Below are 16,329 nucleotides of genomic sequence, written 5' to 3'. Positions count from 1 at the left end.
ATGGGGTGGTGCGTTCTTGCTGGCCTAGGTGGCTAGCCACCACTCTACGCACACCCATGGACGGGTGGCAATACACCGTGCGAGGATTCGGCTATGCCCTCGGTCCACAAGCACCCCGCCAAGACGTTCCGGCCCGAGCCCGAGCTGTACGAACGGGCCAAGGCCGCCGTCGCCGAGGTCGGGGGCGACATGAACGGGCACCTGGTCGCCTTCCTGCGCTGGCTCACGCACGAGACGGACGAGCTTCCTCAGCGCCCAGCACGCCCGGCGCAGAAGCCGGAGGAGTAGCCGCCGCTTGCTGTGCGCGGTCCAACTCCGACCACGACGACGGCGGGTACGACGCGCCACACCAACGGCACTCCACCGACCCGGCCCCCGGCCGGTGCCGCAGCACCGCACCACACACCGCCCCGTCCTCGTACACCGCCGGGCAGTACCCGATGCGCCTCGCCTTCGTCGCCGGATCCTCCGGGTCCACGATCGACAGCGCCGCACCGCGCAGCCGCCGCACGTCCTCGGCCAGCCCATCGACGTCCGGGTACTTCTCGCACGCCCACCACAGATGACCGGCCAGGAACTCCACCGCGGCCGTCAGGGTCTGCTCGACGCTGCCCCGGAACGGGGCGACCGGCATGCCCAGGGCGCGCCGCCAGTCGTCCTCGTGAGCCTGAAGGGCGGACACCATCCCGCCCCACGCCCGGAGGTCGAGGGCGTCCTCGTTGACCGGCAGGCCGTGGCCCCGGGAACCGGAGACGGCCGGCCCCCGGTCGCCAGCGCCGGGGAGCAGCTCGGCGCCGAGCTGCCGGTAGAGCTCGGGCAGCTCGCGCAGCTGCCCGGCAAGCGCGGCCTGGCAGAGGCGGCAGGCGATCCGGGCAGCCTCGTCCTCGCGTAGACCGCGCTGGCAGAGCTGGCAGTCCATCGGAGCCTCCTTCGTGGTGGGATGGACGAGCGCCGGGCCTGATTGGGACAGGCCCGGCCGGTCAGCAACCGCTCGGGTCGTTCTCGAAGCGCGCTGCACGGGCGGCGCCGTAAGCGGCGAGGATCTCGGGGGCGTCCCCGCGGTAGCACTTGTCGCCGTTGCAGCACGGCGCGTCGAGGTCGGGGTACCTGGACTTGTGGCAGCCGCAGAGCGTCCGGGCCGACCGGGCATCGAAGGTCAGGTCGTAGAAGCCGCACCAACGGCACCGGGTCCAGGCATAATGCTGGTCGCCGTAGGTGTGGATCTCGAAGCCGTCTTCCTGCGGATGGCCGTGCTCTTCGACCGTGCGAGGGTCGGGCAGGGGGCCGACGGCCACGAAGGCTCGCTGGTCGCTGAGGTCGCAGAACCGGAAGAAGCGGGCCCACCCCGCCTCGGTGGGCTCCGTGGCAGCGACCTGGAACCAGGCGGTTTGGGCGGGGAGCCAGAAGCTCGGCAGGAAGTCGCCGAGCGGGATCGCGTCCTCGGGCTGCGGGTCGCGGAACTGTTCCTCGCGCAGGCGCTGCTGCACGGCTTCCGTCAGCGGCAAGAGCTCGAAGCGCTGAGGCTCGTACTCCCAGCGGATACCGAGGGCGTCGAAGAAGACGGCCCAGCGAGCCTCGAGGCGAGACCGGAAGCGGTAGCTGGCGTAGCGGGTGTCAGCGGGCTGAAGCGTCAAGGTTGTTTCCCTTTTTTCCATGGCGTGCAGTGGTGAAGTTCTGGGGCTGAGGTGGCCCCGCGCTCACGGTCCGCGCATGCTCACCCCCTCCATTGATTACAGAGAGTAATAATTACTTCTGAAATTGGCTTTATAGGGGACCTGTAAGTAATCAAGGACGGTTCTCTGCCCCCTCGAGGCATGGAATTAATGGAAAGAACTCACCCGCCCTTCGCCTTGAACGTCTCCGGGTGCGCCACAAAGCGAGCCTTCGGCGGCCGGCCACGCGCCCCCTCCTCGCGCACCGGAGGTTCGATCCTCCGGACCCACCCGGCGTGTTCCAGCGCGCCGAGAGCGGCGTCCACGTCTTCCATGGCGGTGCACCACTTCTGGCCCCGCACGGCCTTCTCCACGTCCTTGGCGGCGAAGCGGCCTCGCTGGTCGACGCGGCGCAGCCAGTCCAGGACGGCGCGGGCGGGGCCGAGCTTGGACTGGCGCTCTTCGGACATGAGGTCGGCGACGAGGCGCGCGTGCTGGATCAGGTACGGCACGAGTGCGATTGCGTCGTCCATGACCTCGCCGCTCACGATCAACGTGGTCGGCTCCTCGTACAGCGCGAGCACCGCGGCGATCCGCAGCACCTGCCCCGGCAGCTTCTTCGCCCATCCCTCGACGGCGGCGAGATCGCCGTGTGCCTTGTGCCGTGGCTCCAGCGCTTCCCAGAACGCACGGAAGAGGTCCTGGGCCTTCTGATCCAGGCTCATCACCCGGTACTCGGGGTCGTCGTGGACCACCTGCATCATCCGTGCGATCCCAGCGTTGTACGCGGCGCTCACCTCGGCCGGGATCGGATCGCTGTCGTAGGACCGCTCTCCCACCCGGCTCGTCGGCATGGAGAAGATGAACCGGGCCATGAGGCCGCGGGCCTCGAAGACGTCGCCGGTCTCTCCCATGCCGGTGAGGAACCCGGGCTGCACGGCCAGGCCGAGGCTGAGGTTCGGCCGCTTGAGCAGGACGGGCGGGCCGCTCTTGCGGTTGACCGAGTGCGTTTCGTGGCTCCACGCCTTGAGCACGATCTCGGGGTTGGCGTTCTTGGAGTACCGGCCGCCGACGTTGCCGAGGAACGAGCCCTCGGTGGAGAGCACCGCGAGGCGCTCGCCCTGCTCGGCGATCAAGTCGATGGCCGCCTCGGGGGTGGTGTCGTCAGCGACCAGTTGCGTGTGCACCAGGGGGGCGCCGAGCTCCTCCAGTTCGGAGTAGGCAGCCTCCAGGTTGAGCTTCGCCTTGGACCGCGCGGCGGCGTCCTTGGCCTTGATGACCCGTGTTTCAGCCTCAGACACCATGGACTCGACCATCTTTCGGTTGCGCCGGTCCCGGACAACCGCGACCTTGTCGGCCTCCCTACGGCGCTCCTCTTCCGCGTATACGGGCCTGCCCATCAGGCTCAAGGCTGGCGACTTCATCTCGCCGGGCGCGGCGACCGGCATGGTGTACAGGGTGACCGGCTCGGTCCAGTCCGGCTTCGGGCTGACGGCCCGGCGCCCGCCGACCGCAGTGGAAGCGGCAGCCATCCCCAACCAGGCCGGCAGGTCGACGGGCACCTGAAGGCTGGTCGCCACCGCCTGCGCCATGAACCCGATGCCGCGCAGCCGGGCGGCGTCGAGCGGCAGCGGAGGCGGCGGCGCGAGGGGAACTGGGGCGTCCCACCCCTCGCTGTCCTCGGCGTGCACGCCGGACGACCAGTCGGGTTCCTTGACGTCCTCTTGCCAGTTCGGCTCTTCGCTCACGACTGCGCCCCCCGGTCGCCTGGGTGTGGGACGGGAGCCCAGACCTGGAGGAACTGGTGGTCGCTGTGCCCGGCGGCGAAGTGGTCGGCGGCGTCTTTGCCCTCGCGGGCCTGGACGACGTATACCGACCGGGCGATGCCGCGCAGAGTCTCGACGACGGCCACGGCGTGCTTGCGCCCCTTCTCGTCGCGGTCGGCGACGATCGTGACGTCGGCGCCCTTGAGGAACTGGGCGTGCTCGGCGGTCCACTTCTCGGCGCCCCCCGCGTTGCAGGTGGCTTCGAGGCCGTGGTCGACGAGGGCGTGCACGTCCTTCTCGCCCTCGGCGATCCAGATGACGCGCTCGGCAGCGACGGCCTTGAGGATCTCGGGGAGGCGGTACGGCACGGTGCGGACGAGCCGGTTGCCCTGGTCGTCGGTCAGGCGCCAGCGGCGGCCGGACTTCGCGGCCGGGTCTGGGCGCCACTGGGCGAAGCACTTCTCATTGCAGCGGGTCGCGCCTTGGACGACGGCGCCGTGCTCGTCGCGGTACACGTACTGGGCGACGCGGTGGTGCCCGCGCTCCTTGCACGGAATCCAGGTGTCATCGGCCGGGCGCGCGCGGCGCTCGCTCTCGGCGAGCGGCTGGTCGTACAGGTCGGCCTCGGTCCAGCCGAGGGCGGCGAGGAACTCGGCGTTCCCCTGGCACTTGTGGCAGAAGATGACGACTCCGCCATTGGCGCCGCGCCGGATGGCGACGGTGCCGGGCGAGTCGCCGTCGTGGCAGATCCCGCGGGTTCGTAGGGCTCCACCTTGGTACCGGGTGGGTTCGCCGCGGTCGCGCAGGAGGTCAGCGAGGCGGTTGAACGCGATGCCGTCGGTCACCGGCTCACCTCCGGGAAGTAGTAGCTGCCGCCCGGGTGGCCGACGCAGCGGGAGCGGCGAGGGCAGGGCCGCGGCGCGCCGATGTGTCCGCCGGGGTGGATGTGCTGGTGATCGCAGTACGGGCAGTCCACGACGAGGAGCAGCAGCGGCCGCCGCTTGGGGTCGGCCATGTCCGGGCTGCTGGTGGGCACCAGCCGCGCGGCCGCAGGGCGGATGCCGGCGGGCTGCGGCTCGGGCGCCGGGGAGGCGCGCGGCGGGGGCGGGGCCGCGTCCTCGTCGAGCCCGAAGAGGGTGGGCATCTGGTGCCCGGTGGTACTGGGGTTCACGAACGGTGGCTTTCTGTCGTGCCGACGAACGGGGTTCGTGATGCGCGACCGGGCCCGGCACCCGCGGGGGTCAGGGCCGGGCTCGGCCGCGCGGCCCGGCTAGCCGGTGCGTCGCAGCTTGGCCGCGGTCTCGTCGGCCGCTGCGGTGATCGCCTCATGCCACCGCTTGGCGGCCGCCCGGATGGCGCGCTCGGAGGGCTCTTCCTCCAGGGCCGCGCGGATGGCGCCGAGGGTGAGGGTGAAGCGGGCCCGCTCCCGGGTGTGCCGCCGCTCCTTCCCCGGGTCCTCCAGCGGGACGGGGCGCTCTACCGGCCACTGGCCGGGGCGGTGCGCGGTCACAGCCGACCTCCTACGGTGCGGACGACGGACGCGATGATGTCCGTCTGGTGCCGGTCGCAGGCCGGGAAGTCGTACCGGAGTACGGGCCTGGCGTGGACGCTGACGACGGCGGCGGCCGGTTGCGGGCAGCCGGGGCAGCGGTAGCCGCGCTGGTTGTGCGGCGAGTCGGGCCCGTCGGGGCACTCGCACCAGCTGCATTGCTCGCCGTTCGGCGCGGTGATCGCGACGGGGACCGTGTGGGGGTCGGTGGCGGCGTCGCGAGCGGTGGCGAGGGTCTGGTCGGACAGGAACGTGTCGTACGGGGTGCGCGTCATGCTGCTGCCTTCCGTGCCTCGGGCTGGTGGAAGATCACCCGGAGTTGGACGCGCTGCTCGGCGGTCAGCGGCGGAGCGGCGGCGGCGATGCGGCGGACGCGGTCCCAGTAGTCGGCGGGCCGTCCGGGCCGGGCCGGGCGGCCGGGGGGGGGGGCCCCGGCCGCCGTGGTGTCGTCGCGGGCGGTCACGCGTGGGCCTGCCAGTCGGCGCGAGCCTGGACGAGCTGAGCGTGGACGCGGCGCAGCTGGTCGACGTGCGCGGCGAGCTTGTCGATAACCGCGCCGAACTCGTCCGGGGTCATTCCCTCCATGACCGCGTAGTCCTGGGCGATCTCCACGTTCACGTGCGGCACGCAGAGGCGGGGGTCCGACTCGTGTGGGGCGACGGTGACCTGGGCGGAGAGGAACTGGTCCTCGGCGGTGCCGTCCTCGGCGTCGAAGACGGTCAGCGTCAGCGAAGGCTGGTCGCCGATGTGGTGCCAGATGTCCTCGGCGACCTCGCGCAACTCGGTCTGCGGCTGGTGGTCGAGGTTGCAGTCGGGCGGGCAGGTCTCGGTGAGGGTGCCGCCGTCGCGGAGCGGGAAGGTGAAGGTGCGCGGCTCGGCGGGCGCGGCGTGGTCCTGATCGATGAGGGCAGCGAGCTGAGCGCGGGCGGCGCGGAGCGCGTTGAAATGCCCAGTGCCGTCACTGATCAGCTCGTCCATCTGGGAGAGGCTGAGGTCCTGCCACTGGCCGCCAGCTTCGAAGGTGATTACGGGGGTGTCGTCGTCCCACCGGGTGAGGTGGAAGCCCAGCAGGTTCTCCCCGTAGGCCCCGCTGATGGACTGCTCGGGGCCCTTGTGGAGGTGTTCGCGCGGGTCGGAGTGGTCGCGCGGGTCGCCGAGGCACCAGGCGATCCTGTCGGGGCAGTCGACGGCGGGCTGTGGGGCGGTGGTGGTGACCATGGCCGGTACGCGCCGGTCGGTCGTCGCCGGTACTGACGCGCGGGTAAGGTTCTGCATGAGCGTGTCCTGTCTCTACTTAGCCGTGGGTTCTGTGATGCGTTCGCCCGATGCCGACGGGGGTGCAACCCCGTCGGCATCGCTGTTGGGGTCGACCCCCAGGGTGCGGAGCAGATCGGCGCGCGTGACTCTGTAGGTGCGTCCGACCCGCAGCACACGCACCGGGTACTCGCCGCGCTTGGCCAGGTCGAACCCCTTGGTGCGTCCCAGCTGCAAGGCGCGGTTCGAGGTGTCCAGGCCGAATGCGACAGGCAGGGCAAGCAGCTCTTCCATCTGCATCCCCCGGGCCAGGCTGGGCCCGCCATTCGTGGTCGCCGGTTCGTTCAACGGTTCGTCCCCTCCTGAGCTGTGATGTCGCTCCATGCCGTTCCGTATCGGTCCGTGATGGATTGAATATGTGGGGTCATTGTGGACCGATGAGACGACTGTACCCCGGCCCTTGGGGCTGTCAAGTCGGTAAGCGCCTGATATCTTCGGGTCATGACGAACCATGACGACGTGTCCGCCAAGGTGGACGCCGACGAGGCGATGCTCAGCGTCACGGTCACGGGCGACGCAGAGCTGGAGCACAAGCACGGGCGGATGGAACATCCACTTGAAGGGCTCGATAGCGAGTCTCTGGCCAGCTTCAACTTGAGGCGCATCCGCAAAGAATTGGGGATGTCTCAACAGCAGATCGCTGATCGAATTGCAAAACAGCGCCCTGGCGGAGTCAAGCTGTCGCAGACGCAGATCGCTAAGATCGAACGAGGAGAGCGCCCCTGGCGTCTCAATGAAATGACGGCGATCGCTGGCGCCCTGGATATCATGTGGGATGAATTCTTTCGCGTCAGGCCGGGGGACGACTTCACCCTCCTCGACGTTGATGCGGCCAGGCTGCGGTACGAGCGGGCCAAGAGCTTGGAGGAGGACGCCCGCGATGCGTGGCGCGAGGCAGCGAGAGCGAGGTATGAGCGAGAGGAAGAATTTCTTCGCCTGGCCGCGAAGCACGACGTGCAGAGTCCTCACGTTATGTTCGCCCTAGAGATGCGCTGGATGCATCAAGCCTATGTCGATAAGGCGCAAGAGGATTTGAAGTACGACACGGAGGACCTGGAGACCCGAAAGCGGAAGGCCAACGAATTCGCTCAGCAAGAATGGGAAAGGCTAGCGAGGGAAGAGAAAGAGAGCGGCGACGAATAAGGAGATTGATTCGTGCCCACATCCCGCCGCGGTGGCGGCGTAACGAAACGCTGCGAGTGCCGCGGCTCGGACGGCAAGCGCCTCGGCGCGTCCTGCCCCCAGTTGGCCAAGCGCAACCACGGCAACCACGAGATCCACCAGGAACTCCCTGTCGACGCTCACGGCAAGCGCCGGCGCTTCCGCCGTACCGGGTACGAAGGGTCGAAGGAGGCGCAGGCCGCCCTCGACCGCGTCCGCGCCATCCTCGACCTGGCGGACGGCGACGAGGAGGCGCAGCGCCGCGTCGGCGACCTGCTCGCCGGGCTGATGAAGAGCCGCGGCCCCATCCCCGAGCCGGTCGAGGTCTCCCGGAAGCTGGGCGTGGGCGTCGAGCTGGACGGCAAGACGACCGTCGCCGAATGGCTCGACGTGTGGATGGCCTCCAAGAAGACCCGCAACACCACGAACAACGGCTACCGCTCCCACATCCGGGTGCACCTCAAGCCGCGCATCGGGCACCTGCGACTCGACCGGCTGAACGTCGGCCACCTGGTGGAGATGTTCGACGCCATCGTCGAAGAGAGCGAGGCGACCGAGGCGGAGAACCAGGCGCGGCGCGAGCAGGAAGCACGCTGCCGCTGGTCCAAGCCGGGCCGCCCGCCTGCCGCCGTGCGGCAGCAGCTGGCTGAGGAACGGGCGAAGCTCGCCGAGATGAAGCCGTTCCGGAGGACGAACGGGGAGGCGACGCGGCAGAGTATCCGGCGCACGCTGCGGGCCGCGTTGAACGCGGCGATCGCCCGGCAGCTCATCACGTTCAACCCGGCCGCGCACGTGGAGATGGCGAGCGGGAAGCGGCCGACCGGTCTGCTCTGGACGGACGAGCGGGTGAAGCGCTGGTGGGCGACGGGCGAGAGGCCGAGCCCCGTCATGGTCTGGACTCCGGTCCAGCTCGGCGCGTTCCTCGACGCGGCCGAGGGGCACAGGCTGTACGGCTTCTACCACCTGGTCGCGCATCACGGTTTCCGCCGAGGAGAGGGCGTCGGCCAAGGGTGGCCGGACGTCCACTTCGAGGAGAAGCGCATCGACGTCACGGCCGAGATCGTGGTTGACGGGTGGACGCCGGTCGAGACCGTGCCGAAGACGGATGCCTCGATGTCCTCGGTGAAGATCGACAGCGGTACGGTGACGGTGCTGCGCGAGCACCGCGTGCGCCAGCTCGCCGAGCGCGATGCATGGAACGAGCAGGCCGCGCGCGACCGAGCAGAGGGCAGGGACGCGCTGGACTGGGTGGACACCGGCAAGGTGTTCACCGCCGAGGACGGGAGGTGGCTGCACCCCGACGTCGTCAGCAAGGAGTTCCGGAAGATCTACGAGGCGGCTGGCCTGCCGCCGATCAACCTGCGGGACCTGCGGCATGGTGCGGCTGGGCTGGTGAAGGCTGGCGGCGGGGACCTGCACGACGCGAAGGTGAAGCTGCGTCACTCCACGATCACCCTGACGTCGGACACGTACATGGCGATGTTCCAGGAGTACGAAGACGAGCTGACGGAGAGGGCGGCCGCGGTGGTGCCGCGGGCGCGGAAGGCGTCGGTGCCCGTCGAGCAGTGAAGGGTCCGCACTGGTGCGGACCCCTGGCGGTGACCAGCATGGCGAAGGGCCGAACCCGTGCTGTCGGGTCCGGCCCTCGTTCGCATCCGAGTCACGCAGCAGCCCGCAGCGTGGATAAGGACGAGCACCACGGTACGGCCGGGCGCTGACAGCCGGGCGCCGCGCCGGTACCCTGGAGGAGAACGTGAAGGGCCCCGTCACCGCAGGTGGCGGGGCCCTTTTGCTCGGCCAATGCTCGGCCGAACGTTGCGGAACGGGGCGATACTAGACGGATGGAGCGTCACGAGACGTCATGCTCGGCGGTATCCTGACCAGCGGAAACCGTGACTAGGCGGCACAGGGCGACACTTGACGGAACGTGGCGGAACGGTCCACGTTCGGGCTACCGCAGACTTTTAATCCATTGGTTCAGGGTTCGAGCCCCTGATGACCCACCTCGGAAACCGCAGGCGCCATCGGTGACCTGCGGTTTCCTCGTTCCTGAGGGTCCCGTCGCGCGGTCTTGCGCGGCCCGGGACCGGGGGGTTCTCACTCCCGTCGCACAGGAGATCGAGTCTCACTCGACCGGCGCTTGAGCGGATGCCGAGCGGTACTCGACCACAGAGTCTGAACCTGCTGCGTCTGGCCCGCTGCTCGGAAACGCGTAAGGAGACTCCTCGTGCGACTCGCGACAACGATCCGGGGTTTGATCCCCGTCATGGCGCTGGCGGTATCGGCATGGGCGGTCTCCGCTCCGGCGTCCGCCGAAGGAAAGGGAGGCGGCGGAAAGGAGGGTGAGAAGGCGGCCCCGGTGCCCTGTGGGGACGCGGCGGCGCTGGTCAACGCGGTGAGCGAGGCCAACAGCTCGCCCTCGGGAGGGTCCGTCGTCCTGACCCCGGGGTGTGTGTACACGCTGGGCTCCGAGGCGTTCACCGGCCCCAATGGAGCCGACGGCCTTCCTCTCATCACCCGCGACGTGTCCATCACCGGCACCCAATCCACCATCAGACGCAGTGCGTCCGCGGGAGACTTCCGGATCGCGGAGATCGCGCCCGGCGGAAGTCTCACGGCCAGCGGCGTGATCTTCTCGGGCGGCCGGGCGACCTCGGGGGCGGGCACCGACGGCGGGGGCATCCTCGACCAGGGCACGCTGAGGCTGGCCCAGTCCACGGTCACGGGCAACACCGCGAGCAACGTCGGCGGAGGCATCGAGGTCGCCTCCGGCGGCTCCGCGGTGCTTTCGTCCACGGATGTGACACACAATTCCGCGGGCGACGGCGGCGGTATTCACATCAGTACGTCGGCCACCCTCAGCGTCTCGGGCGGCAACATTTCGGACAATACCGCGGACAGCTCGGGCGGTGGCGTCAGCAACTTCGGGACGACGCTGCTGAGCGCCGTCACAATCGCGCGGAACAGGACCACCAACTTCGAGGGCGGTGGCATCTCCACCGCGATCGGAGATCTCACGCTCAACGGCAGCCGGGTGCTCGAGAACACCGCGGGCAGTTTCGGCGGCGGTATCGCCAATATGGGCAGCGCCCTGCGCGTGCTGGCCACCACCGTGTCCGGGAATACCGCCACGCTGAACGGCGGCGGAGTGTTCCAGCACGCGGGCACCACACAAATGACCGGCGACATCGTCACCGGTAATACGGCCAATGGCGGCCAGGGCGGTGGGATCTTCACCGACGGCGGCTCGATCGCGCTCTCCGCGACCACGGTCACCGGGAACAACCCGAACCAGTGCGTACCGGCCCTCGCCGGATGCTGAAAAAGCGTGACGATCGCTCAAAAGAAAAGAAGCATGACGACCGCTGAAACGATCCGGCCCAACGCCGCGGCGCCCCCGGAAAGCCATTCTTCCAGGGGCGCCGCCTGCCTGACCGCCTGCGCGACCGTCAGTGCTTGCAGTCCTTCTTCTTCGCCTTGACCTTGGCCTTGTGGTGCTTCGTCACCTTGTGCGCGCACTTGGTCTTCTTGTGCGGGTCCTTGGCCTTGGCCTTGTGGTGCTTCTTGGCCTTGTGCGAGTCCTTGGCCTTGTGCTGCTTCTTCGGCGGGTCCTTGTGCACGACCACGACCGGGTCCGGCTCGTCGAGGGCGATGTTCGTGCAGTTGGAGCCGATGTTGGTGTCGCCGGTCGGGGCGGCGCCACCGGTGACCACGGTGGTGCCGGTGGCCGTTTCGCACTCGTTGGACTGGGAGACCGCACCGCTGTTGGTGAAGTTGATGCAGTCCGAGCCGAGGTTGAAGTCGCCGGTGGGGGCGGCCACGCCGGTGTTGGTGGTGGCCCCGGTGGCCGTCTCACAGAGGTTTCGCTGAGCCCCGCTGGACTGCGGGAAGAGGCCATGGGCACTCGCGCTACCGGCGCCGCCGACCACCATTGTGCCCGCGGCCGCCGCGGCCATGAGAGCTGCCTTCTTGCCGATCTGCATTGTTCTGGTGCCTCCATATCGGGTTCTCCGCGAAAATTCCGCAGACACCTCTTGAACGAGATTTCCGCAGGTCGGGATCCGGGAGGGCCGAAAGCGTCACCCATCCGCCACAGTAAAGGTATATTCAGCCGATGCGGAATTCGGTGAAATTCTTTGCGTCGGGTGGTGTGACATCCGTGAAAACGAAAAGATGAACGCGGCCCCGGGAAAATATCCCCGAGGCCGCATTCATGTCGAGCGGATGGTCTTGGAGCTCGGTGGCGAGTTCCGGGGTTCGGTGTTTCAGGACCGCTGACGGTTTCCCTTGCCACCGCTCTTGCCGCTCTTGTTGCCGCCCGAGCTCTTCTCCTGACTTCCGTTCTGGGGGTCGGAGCCGGCGGAGTTGACGCAGTTGGTCTCGGTGGTGACGTCGGAACCGGGGCCGATCGTGATCGGGCCCAGCACCGAGGTGGTGCGACAGTCGTTGGTTTGCTTCGTCACGCCGCCCGACTCGCTGACGTTGACGCAGTTGGTCCCGTTCTTGATTTCGGATCCGGGGGCCAGCGCGACGGTGATCGGACCGACGACGGAATGGGTACGACAACGGTTCTCCTGCGTCGTCACGCCCGACTCGGCGCTGTTGACACAGTTGGTCTCATTGCTGATCTCGGTCGGGCCGGCCGCCACGGTGACGGTGCCGATGACGGAACTGGTGGTGCAGCGATTGCTCTGCGTCCCGCCGTTGGCGCCGGCCGCGCGGCTGGGACCGGGATCGATGGCGTCGGCTCCGCCCGCACCGCCGATGAGCAGCGCGCCCACGGTCGCCGCAAGAAGCGCCGTCCTATTGCGCATGTGCATAAAGAGCCTCCAATCGGGATTTCGGCGCGGTGCGTTCAGCACCATCACCGAAAGCCTCTTTCATGGCAGCGGCCCTGGAAGGGAGGCTTCCAGGGCCGCGATTCCCAACGGGGGGATGCCTCATGGTGCTACCGCGAACGGGAACACCGTGAAAGGGTCAGCGACTCAGTGGCGGACGCTGTCGTCGTCGACGGCGATGTTCGCGCAGTTGGAGCCGATGTTGGTGTCGCCGGTCGGGGCAGTACCGCCGGTGACGGCCGTAATGCCGGTGGCCGTGTCGCAGTCGTTGGCCTGGACGACGGAACCACCACTGTTGCTGAAGTTGATGCAGTCCGAACCGAGGTTGAGGTCCCCGGTGGGAGCGGCAGCGCCAGTGTTGGTGGTGGTGCCGGTGGCCGTGTCACAGCTGTTCAGCTGCACGATGAAGTCGTCGTTGTTGTTGGCCAGGGCACCGCCCGCGCCACCGATGACCAGAGCGCCGGCGGCCGCGGTCAGGAGAACTGCCTTCTTGCCGATGTTCACTTAATTCCTCCGTCTGGGTTGCTCCGCGAATTCACGGACGCATGACACAACGAAGCTCATCAGTTAAGGCTTCGGGCCGCCAGTCAGCTTCACCCGTCCGGCATAATGCGGCTCTTCCGGTGCGTGTTATCCGAGAATCCCGCTAAGGGGGACCAATGCGAGCTCCATTTGGCTCAGCAGAGGACTGAATCCCTTTTATGTGAGGGGGCGACAGATGGGTGTCGGGCAGCAGTGGGGCGGTGGCGGTGGCGGAGGCGGGGGAGCGGCGGAAGCACGGGAGTGGAGGCGTAGGCGCGAGAGCGGCCCCCGGACGCTCGACGGCCGGACGATGGCGGGGTGGTGACGGGGCGGTGGAGCTCCGATGGCCACGTGGCGGCTGGGAGACGGCCTCGCGCCGACCGACCGAGCCGCCCTGCCCCCGCCCCGGGACTTGTTCGACCGGTCGGACGAGTGATACATCCAGGCTCTACGACGCAGGAGTGAGTGAGGCACGGTCACACCGACAGCTTCGCCGAACCGCAGCGCGGCGCGTGTTCACGCCGCTACGCTAAGTGCGCGAAGTGGTCGCCCGGGGGGCGCGGCGAATCAACGCCGGGAGGCGGGAGGAGAGACATGGGGCACTCACGAGGGGAAGGGACCCCTTCCGAGCTGATGGACGGGCTGCTCGCCCGTGCGCAGAACGGCTTCGAGATCGGCGAGGCGGTGCTGGCCCAGGCGCGGAGCGCCCTGATGCACCAGTCCGAGCTGCGGTCCTGTCGGCAGTGCAATGAGCGGTGCGGCCAGCTCGGGTACAGCACCTTTCGGCATGTGTTCCTGCTCCCCGACGGCAGCAGCCTGCTGCTGTGGGAACTGGAGCACAACACGGGCGAGGGCGGCCGCCCGCTGTACGAGCTCTACGCGGACGAGGACGCCCTGACGCTGGCCGAGCGCCGCGTCCATGAGCGCCTCGGCGGCGCCCGCTGGGAGGAGCTCGGCGGGTTACCGCTGTGGCTCCCGGATCAGCTGCTGCACACGGCCGAGCCGGTGGAGACCTCCCGCGCGTATGTGGCCGACAACTCGGCCGACCACGCCCGTCGCGTCCTGCGCCGCGCGGAGAACCCCGACCGCCCGGGCGAGGAGACCGAGCGGCTGCTGGCCACCGCGTTCGCCCATGACATCGCCCTCGCGCCCAAGCCCCGGCGCCGCCCCGGCGGTCCCGACGCGACCTGGTGCCGCTTCTATGAGCACGCCTTCCTGCTCGTAGGAGGGGACGAGATCGTGCTGTGGGAGCTGGAGCACAATCTGACCCGGGACGGCCGACTGGTGTGCGAGGTGTATCCCGACGAGGTCTCGGCGGAGCTCGCGGCGGACCGCCACGCCCGCGCGCGGGGCGTCGACCTCTGACGTACGCGGGGCCTCCCGGCGTGCGCGGTATCTGACGCTTCGTAGCCCGCCTGTAGCCCGTCCGCAGCCCGCCGGTCGCGGCCCTGACGCGCCCGCACCCCGCATGCGTGGGGTCGGCGAGACGCCCCCGTACGGCGCCCAGCACCCGCTTGGCCGACATCGGCTCGCCTGGCGGCCCGTCAGCCGGAAGCCTGGTGACGACGGCGACGACGGTGACGCCGTGACGACGGTGGCGCCTTGCCGCCGTGTCGCTGTGGCGGCGGCGGGACGCGGACCAGGGAAGCGAGAGAAGCCGGTGCGGGTGCGAGGGAGCAGGGCTCGTACGGGCGCCCTTCCGGAGGGCCGTACGGAGCGGCGTACGGCCTGGCCCCGGCTGAGCCGCCCGCTCGCCCGCCGCCGCCCCACCACCCGCCTCCGTACGCTCATCGACACCGGTGCCGCGGCCGATGCCGCCGCCGACGCGTCCGCCGGTTCGTCCATTCCGGGGCCTGCTCCGGCCGAGGAGAGCGGTAGGGAGCCCCCGGGCCGCCGTATGGCCCGCTGGGTGCCCGCCGTCCTCGTCCTCGGCGGCATCGCCTTCGACCTGGCCGCCCCGCCCGGCTACACCGCCTCGCCCTTCTTCGCCGCCGCCCCTTTGGTCGCCGCGGCGCTCTTACCGCTGCGTCAGACCATCGGCACGGCCGTCGTCGCCGTCCTCACCGCCTGTCTGCTGGCGGAGTTGCACGGGGTGCGGGACCCGACCCAGGCGGCCACCGAGATCATCACGGTGGCGACCGTGACCGTGCTGGCGGTGGTGATCAACCGCGTCGTACGCCGCAGCTACCACCGGCTCGCCTCGGCGCGCGGTGTCGCGGAGGCGGCCCAGCGCGCCGTCCTGCCCGCGCCGCCCGCCCGGCTCGCCGGGCTGGAGATCGCCGCGCGCTACGTACCGGCGGAGAAGTACGCGGCGATCGGCGGAGACCTGTACGCGGTCCAGGACACCCCGCACGGCGTACGGCTGACCGTCGGGGACGTACGCGGCAAGGGGCTGGGGGCCGTGGAGGTCGTGGCGATCCTCCTGGGCTGCTTCCGGGAGGCCGCGGAGCAGGAGACGACCCTGGAGGCGCTCGTGGGCCGCCTGGAGCGGGCGCTGCAGCGCGAGGGCGCCCGGCGGGCCGACCTGGAGGTGGTCGAGGGGTTCACGACGGCCGTGGTGGCCGAAATTCCGCGCGGTGACTCCACCCTGCGGCTGATCAACCGCGGCCATCCGCCGCCGCTGCTCCTGGAGGAGGGCGGCGCGGTGCGGGCCCTGGAGCCGGAGGCGTCGGCGCTGCCGGTGGGGATGGGGGAGTTGGCGGGTTGGCCGGACCGGGTGATGGAGCTGGCCTTCGCGGAGGGCGAGACGCTGCTGCTGTTCACGGACGGGGTGACGGAGGCCCGGGACCGCCATGGCGAGTTCTATGACCCGGAGGAGCGGCTGCGCGGCCGCCGCTTCGACGGTCCGCAGGAGCTGCTGGACGCCTTGGTGGCCGATGTCGAGCGCCATACGGGTGGCGGGACGCCGGACGACATGGCGCTGCTGGCGGTCCGTCGGACCCCGGCCCGCGGCAACGGGCGGGACAGCGGGCGAGAGAACGGGCGGGGCAACGGGCAGGGCAACGGTGGGAGGAACGACAGGGCGAACCCCACGCCGCCGTAGCCGACCGACCGGCCGACCGGCCGACCGGCCGCACCGCACCCGCACCGCATCGCACTGCACCCACACCGCGCCGCACACCGTGCGTAACCGACCGAGCCCCCTCCGCATAACAATTGATGCACGATCGATCCGTATGCGGTTTTGCCAACTCTTGCCCAGTGCGTCGACTCGCCCCCATCTGTCCCTTCTTGAGTGCTAAGTTCATGCCAAAGGTGCGCGGATTCCTCGGAACAGCTTGGAATCACATCGCGCTCTCTATTAACGTTCGATAACGCAGCGCGGTCGTCACAACCGTCGCAAGGGCGGCACCGTGCGCCGTCGCCGAATCCCGTACGCACAGCGGCAGTACCGCACCACCAGCAGCACCAAGGGAACCGGGGAACCAACAACCTTGGGGTGAATCGGGTCGAACCTGACCCGTAGGAGACCTTCCTGCTCCGAACCCGTCAGCTAACCCGGTAGGCGAGAGGGAAGGAAAGGAGTG

General features: G+C 69.3%; 18 protein-coding genes, 1 pseudogene and 1 riboswitch. Of the genes and pseudogenes, 6 read left to right on the top strand and 13 right to left on the bottom strand.

All coding sequences use genetic code 11. The annotated features are described in order from the left end of the window. Nucleotides 1-93 precede the first annotated feature (93 nt). The gene (locus LIV37_RS23580; RefSeq protein ID WP_148717808.1) at nt 94-288 is read left to right on the top strand and encodes a hypothetical protein; all 195 of its coding nucleotides are present in this window, start codon (nt 94-96) and stop codon (nt 286-288) included. Here LIV37_RS23580 and LIV37_RS23575 read toward each other — a convergent pair. The 10 genes and pseudogenes from LIV37_RS23575 to LIV37_RS23530 form a co-directional block, all read right to left on the bottom strand. Next, nucleotides 224-919 carry a hypothetical protein gene (locus tag LIV37_RS23575; protein WP_020869603.1) on the bottom strand — a complete coding sequence of 232 codons (696 nt, stop codon included), beginning with the start codon at nt 917-919 and terminating at the stop codon, nt 224-226. The genes LIV37_RS23580 and LIV37_RS23575 overlap by 65 nt on opposite strands. Nucleotides 920-980: 61 nt before the next feature. Further along, nucleotides 981-1,634: a PDDEXK family nuclease gene (locus LIV37_RS23570; protein WP_020869602.1), complete on the bottom strand. Its 654-nt coding sequence runs from the start codon at nt 1,632-1,634 to the stop codon at nt 981-983. A 200-nt stretch (nt 1,635-1,834) separates the two neighbouring features. Continuing rightward, nucleotides 1,835-3,400: a YfjI family protein gene (locus tag LIV37_RS23565; RefSeq protein ID WP_121824588.1), complete on the bottom strand. Its 1,566-nt coding sequence runs from the start codon at nt 3,398-3,400 to the stop codon at nt 1,835-1,837. Next, on the bottom strand, nt 3,397-4,263 hold the full coding sequence (locus LIV37_RS23560) for a toprim domain-containing protein (protein WP_020869600.1): 867 nt from the start codon (nt 4,261-4,263) through the stop codon (nt 3,397-3,399). The genes LIV37_RS23565 and LIV37_RS23560 overlap by 4 nt, the downstream gene beginning before the upstream one ends. Next, on the bottom strand, nt 4,260-4,589 hold the full coding sequence (locus LIV37_RS23555; protein ID WP_020869599.1) for a hypothetical protein: 330 nt from the start codon (nt 4,587-4,589) through the stop codon (nt 4,260-4,262). The genes LIV37_RS23560 and LIV37_RS23555 overlap by 4 nt, the downstream gene beginning before the upstream one ends. A gap of 99 nt (nt 4,590-4,688) precedes the next feature. Then, complete coding sequence (locus LIV37_RS23550; RefSeq protein ID WP_020869598.1) at nt 4,689-4,928, bottom strand: hypothetical protein; 240 nt, start codon at nt 4,926-4,928, stop codon at nt 4,689-4,691. Then, complete coding sequence (locus LIV37_RS23545; protein ID WP_020869597.1) at nt 4,925-5,242, bottom strand: C5orf47 family protein; 318 nt, start codon at nt 5,240-5,242, stop codon at nt 4,925-4,927. The genes LIV37_RS23550 and LIV37_RS23545 overlap by 4 nt, the downstream gene beginning before the upstream one ends. After that, on the bottom strand, nt 5,239-5,430 hold the full coding sequence (locus LIV37_RS23540; RefSeq protein ID WP_254807112.1) for a hypothetical protein: 192 nt from the start codon (nt 5,428-5,430) through the stop codon (nt 5,239-5,241). The genes LIV37_RS23545 and LIV37_RS23540 overlap by 4 nt, the downstream gene beginning before the upstream one ends. Continuing rightward, nucleotides 5,427-6,242 (bottom strand): DUF6907 domain-containing protein, encoded by an 816-nt coding sequence (locus LIV37_RS23535; protein ID WP_020869595.1) that lies wholly within the window; start codon nt 6,240-6,242, stop codon nt 5,427-5,429. Before LIV37_RS23535 ends, LIV37_RS23540 begins: the two co-directional genes overlap by 4 nt. A gap of 93 nt (nt 6,243-6,335) precedes the next feature. After that, nucleotides 6,336-6,521, bottom strand: a pseudogene (locus LIV37_RS23530) (hypothetical protein); the annotation flags it as partial. Nucleotides 6,522-6,722: 201 nt separating this feature from the next. Here LIV37_RS23530 and LIV37_RS23525 point away from each other — a divergent pair. From LIV37_RS23525 to LIV37_RS23515, 3 genes are all read left to right on the top strand, one after another. Then, on the top strand, nt 6,723-7,424 hold the full coding sequence (locus tag LIV37_RS23525; protein WP_020869593.1) for a helix-turn-helix domain-containing protein: 702 nt from the start codon (nt 6,723-6,725) through the stop codon (nt 7,422-7,424). Nucleotides 7,425-7,436: 12 nt separating this feature from the next. Next, the gene (locus LIV37_RS23520) at nt 7,437-9,011 is read left to right on the top strand and encodes a site-specific integrase (protein ID WP_020869592.1); all 1,575 of its coding nucleotides are present in this window, start codon (nt 7,437-7,439) and stop codon (nt 9,009-9,011) included. A 658-nt stretch (nt 9,012-9,669) separates the two neighbouring features. Beyond that, entirely contained in the window at nt 9,670-10,764 is a 1,095-nt protein-coding gene (locus LIV37_RS23515; RefSeq protein WP_121824589.1) for a right-handed parallel beta-helix repeat-containing protein, read from the top strand. A gap of 127 nt (nt 10,765-10,891) precedes the next feature. Here the strand turns inward: LIV37_RS23515 and LIV37_RS23510 are convergent, their stop codons facing one another. From LIV37_RS23510 to LIV37_RS23500, 3 genes are all read right to left on the bottom strand, one after another. Continuing rightward, nucleotides 10,892-11,425 (bottom strand): hypothetical protein, encoded by a 534-nt coding sequence (locus LIV37_RS23510; protein WP_020869590.1) that lies wholly within the window; start codon nt 11,423-11,425, stop codon nt 10,892-10,894. A gap of 282 nt (nt 11,426-11,707) precedes the next feature. Next, nucleotides 11,708-12,307, bottom strand: a complete 600-nt coding sequence (locus tag LIV37_RS23505) for a hypothetical protein (protein ID WP_243146173.1) — start codon at nt 12,305-12,307, stop codon at nt 11,708-11,710. A 120-nt stretch (nt 12,308-12,427) separates the two neighbouring features. Continuing rightward, a complete protein-coding gene (locus tag LIV37_RS23500; protein WP_020869588.1) occupies nt 12,428-12,784 on the bottom strand; it encodes a hypothetical protein in 357 nt (118 codons plus the stop codon). Between the two features lie 612 nt (nt 12,785-13,396). Here LIV37_RS23500 and LIV37_RS23495 point away from each other — a divergent pair. Next, nucleotides 13,397-14,167: a DUF6227 family protein gene (locus LIV37_RS23495; RefSeq protein WP_121824591.1), complete on the top strand. Its 771-nt coding sequence runs from the start codon at nt 13,397-13,399 to the stop codon at nt 14,165-14,167. A 295-nt stretch (nt 14,168-14,462) separates the two neighbouring features. Further along, on the top strand, nt 14,463-15,845 hold the full coding sequence (locus tag LIV37_RS23490; protein ID WP_185057986.1) for a PP2C family protein-serine/threonine phosphatase: 1,383 nt from the start codon (nt 14,463-14,465) through the stop codon (nt 15,843-15,845). Between the two features lie 344 nt (nt 15,846-16,189). Further along, nucleotides 16,190-16,325: riboswitch (cyclic di-AMP (ydaO/yuaA leader) on the top strand. Nucleotides 16,326-16,329 lie beyond the last annotated feature (4 nt).

The sequence above is a fragment of the Streptomyces rapamycinicus NRRL 5491 genome (genome assembly GCF_024298965.1).
GTDB lineage: Bacteria > Actinomycetota > Actinomycetes > Streptomycetales > Streptomycetaceae > Streptomyces > Streptomyces rapamycinicus.
The sequence above is the reverse complement of the archived record's forward strand: the minus strand, read 5'-3'. Positions and strand labels throughout refer to the sequence as shown.

Excerpts from the sequence above, each read along its gene's own strand:
- LIV37_RS23580 (WP_148717808.1), top strand. The coding sequence starts at position 94 with ATGCCCTCGGTCCACAAGCACCCCGCCAAGACGTTCCGGCCCGAGCCC.
- LIV37_RS23575 (WP_020869603.1), bottom strand. The coding sequence starts at position 919 with ATGGACTGCCAGCTCTGCCAGCGCGGTCTACGCGAGGACGAGGCTGCC.
- LIV37_RS23545 (WP_020869597.1), bottom strand. The coding sequence starts at position 5,242 with ATGACGCGCACCCCGTACGACACGTTCCTGTCCGACCAGACCCTCGCC.
- LIV37_RS23535 (WP_020869595.1), bottom strand. The coding sequence starts at position 6,242 with ATGCAGAACCTTACCCGCGCGTCAGTACCGGCGACGACCGACCGGCGC.
- LIV37_RS23525 (WP_020869593.1), top strand. The coding sequence starts at position 6,723 with ATGACGAACCATGACGACGTGTCCGCCAAGGTGGACGCCGACGAGGCG.
- LIV37_RS23510 (WP_020869590.1), bottom strand. The coding sequence starts at position 11,425 with ATGCAGATCGGCAAGAAGGCAGCTCTCATGGCCGCGGCGGCCGCGGGC.
- LIV37_RS23505 (WP_243146173.1), bottom strand. The coding sequence starts at position 12,307 with ATGGTGCTGAACGCACCGCGCCGAAATCCCGATTGGAGGCTCTTTATG.
- LIV37_RS23495 (WP_121824591.1), top strand. The coding sequence starts at position 13,397 with ATGGGGCACTCACGAGGGGAAGGGACCCCTTCCGAGCTGATGGACGGG.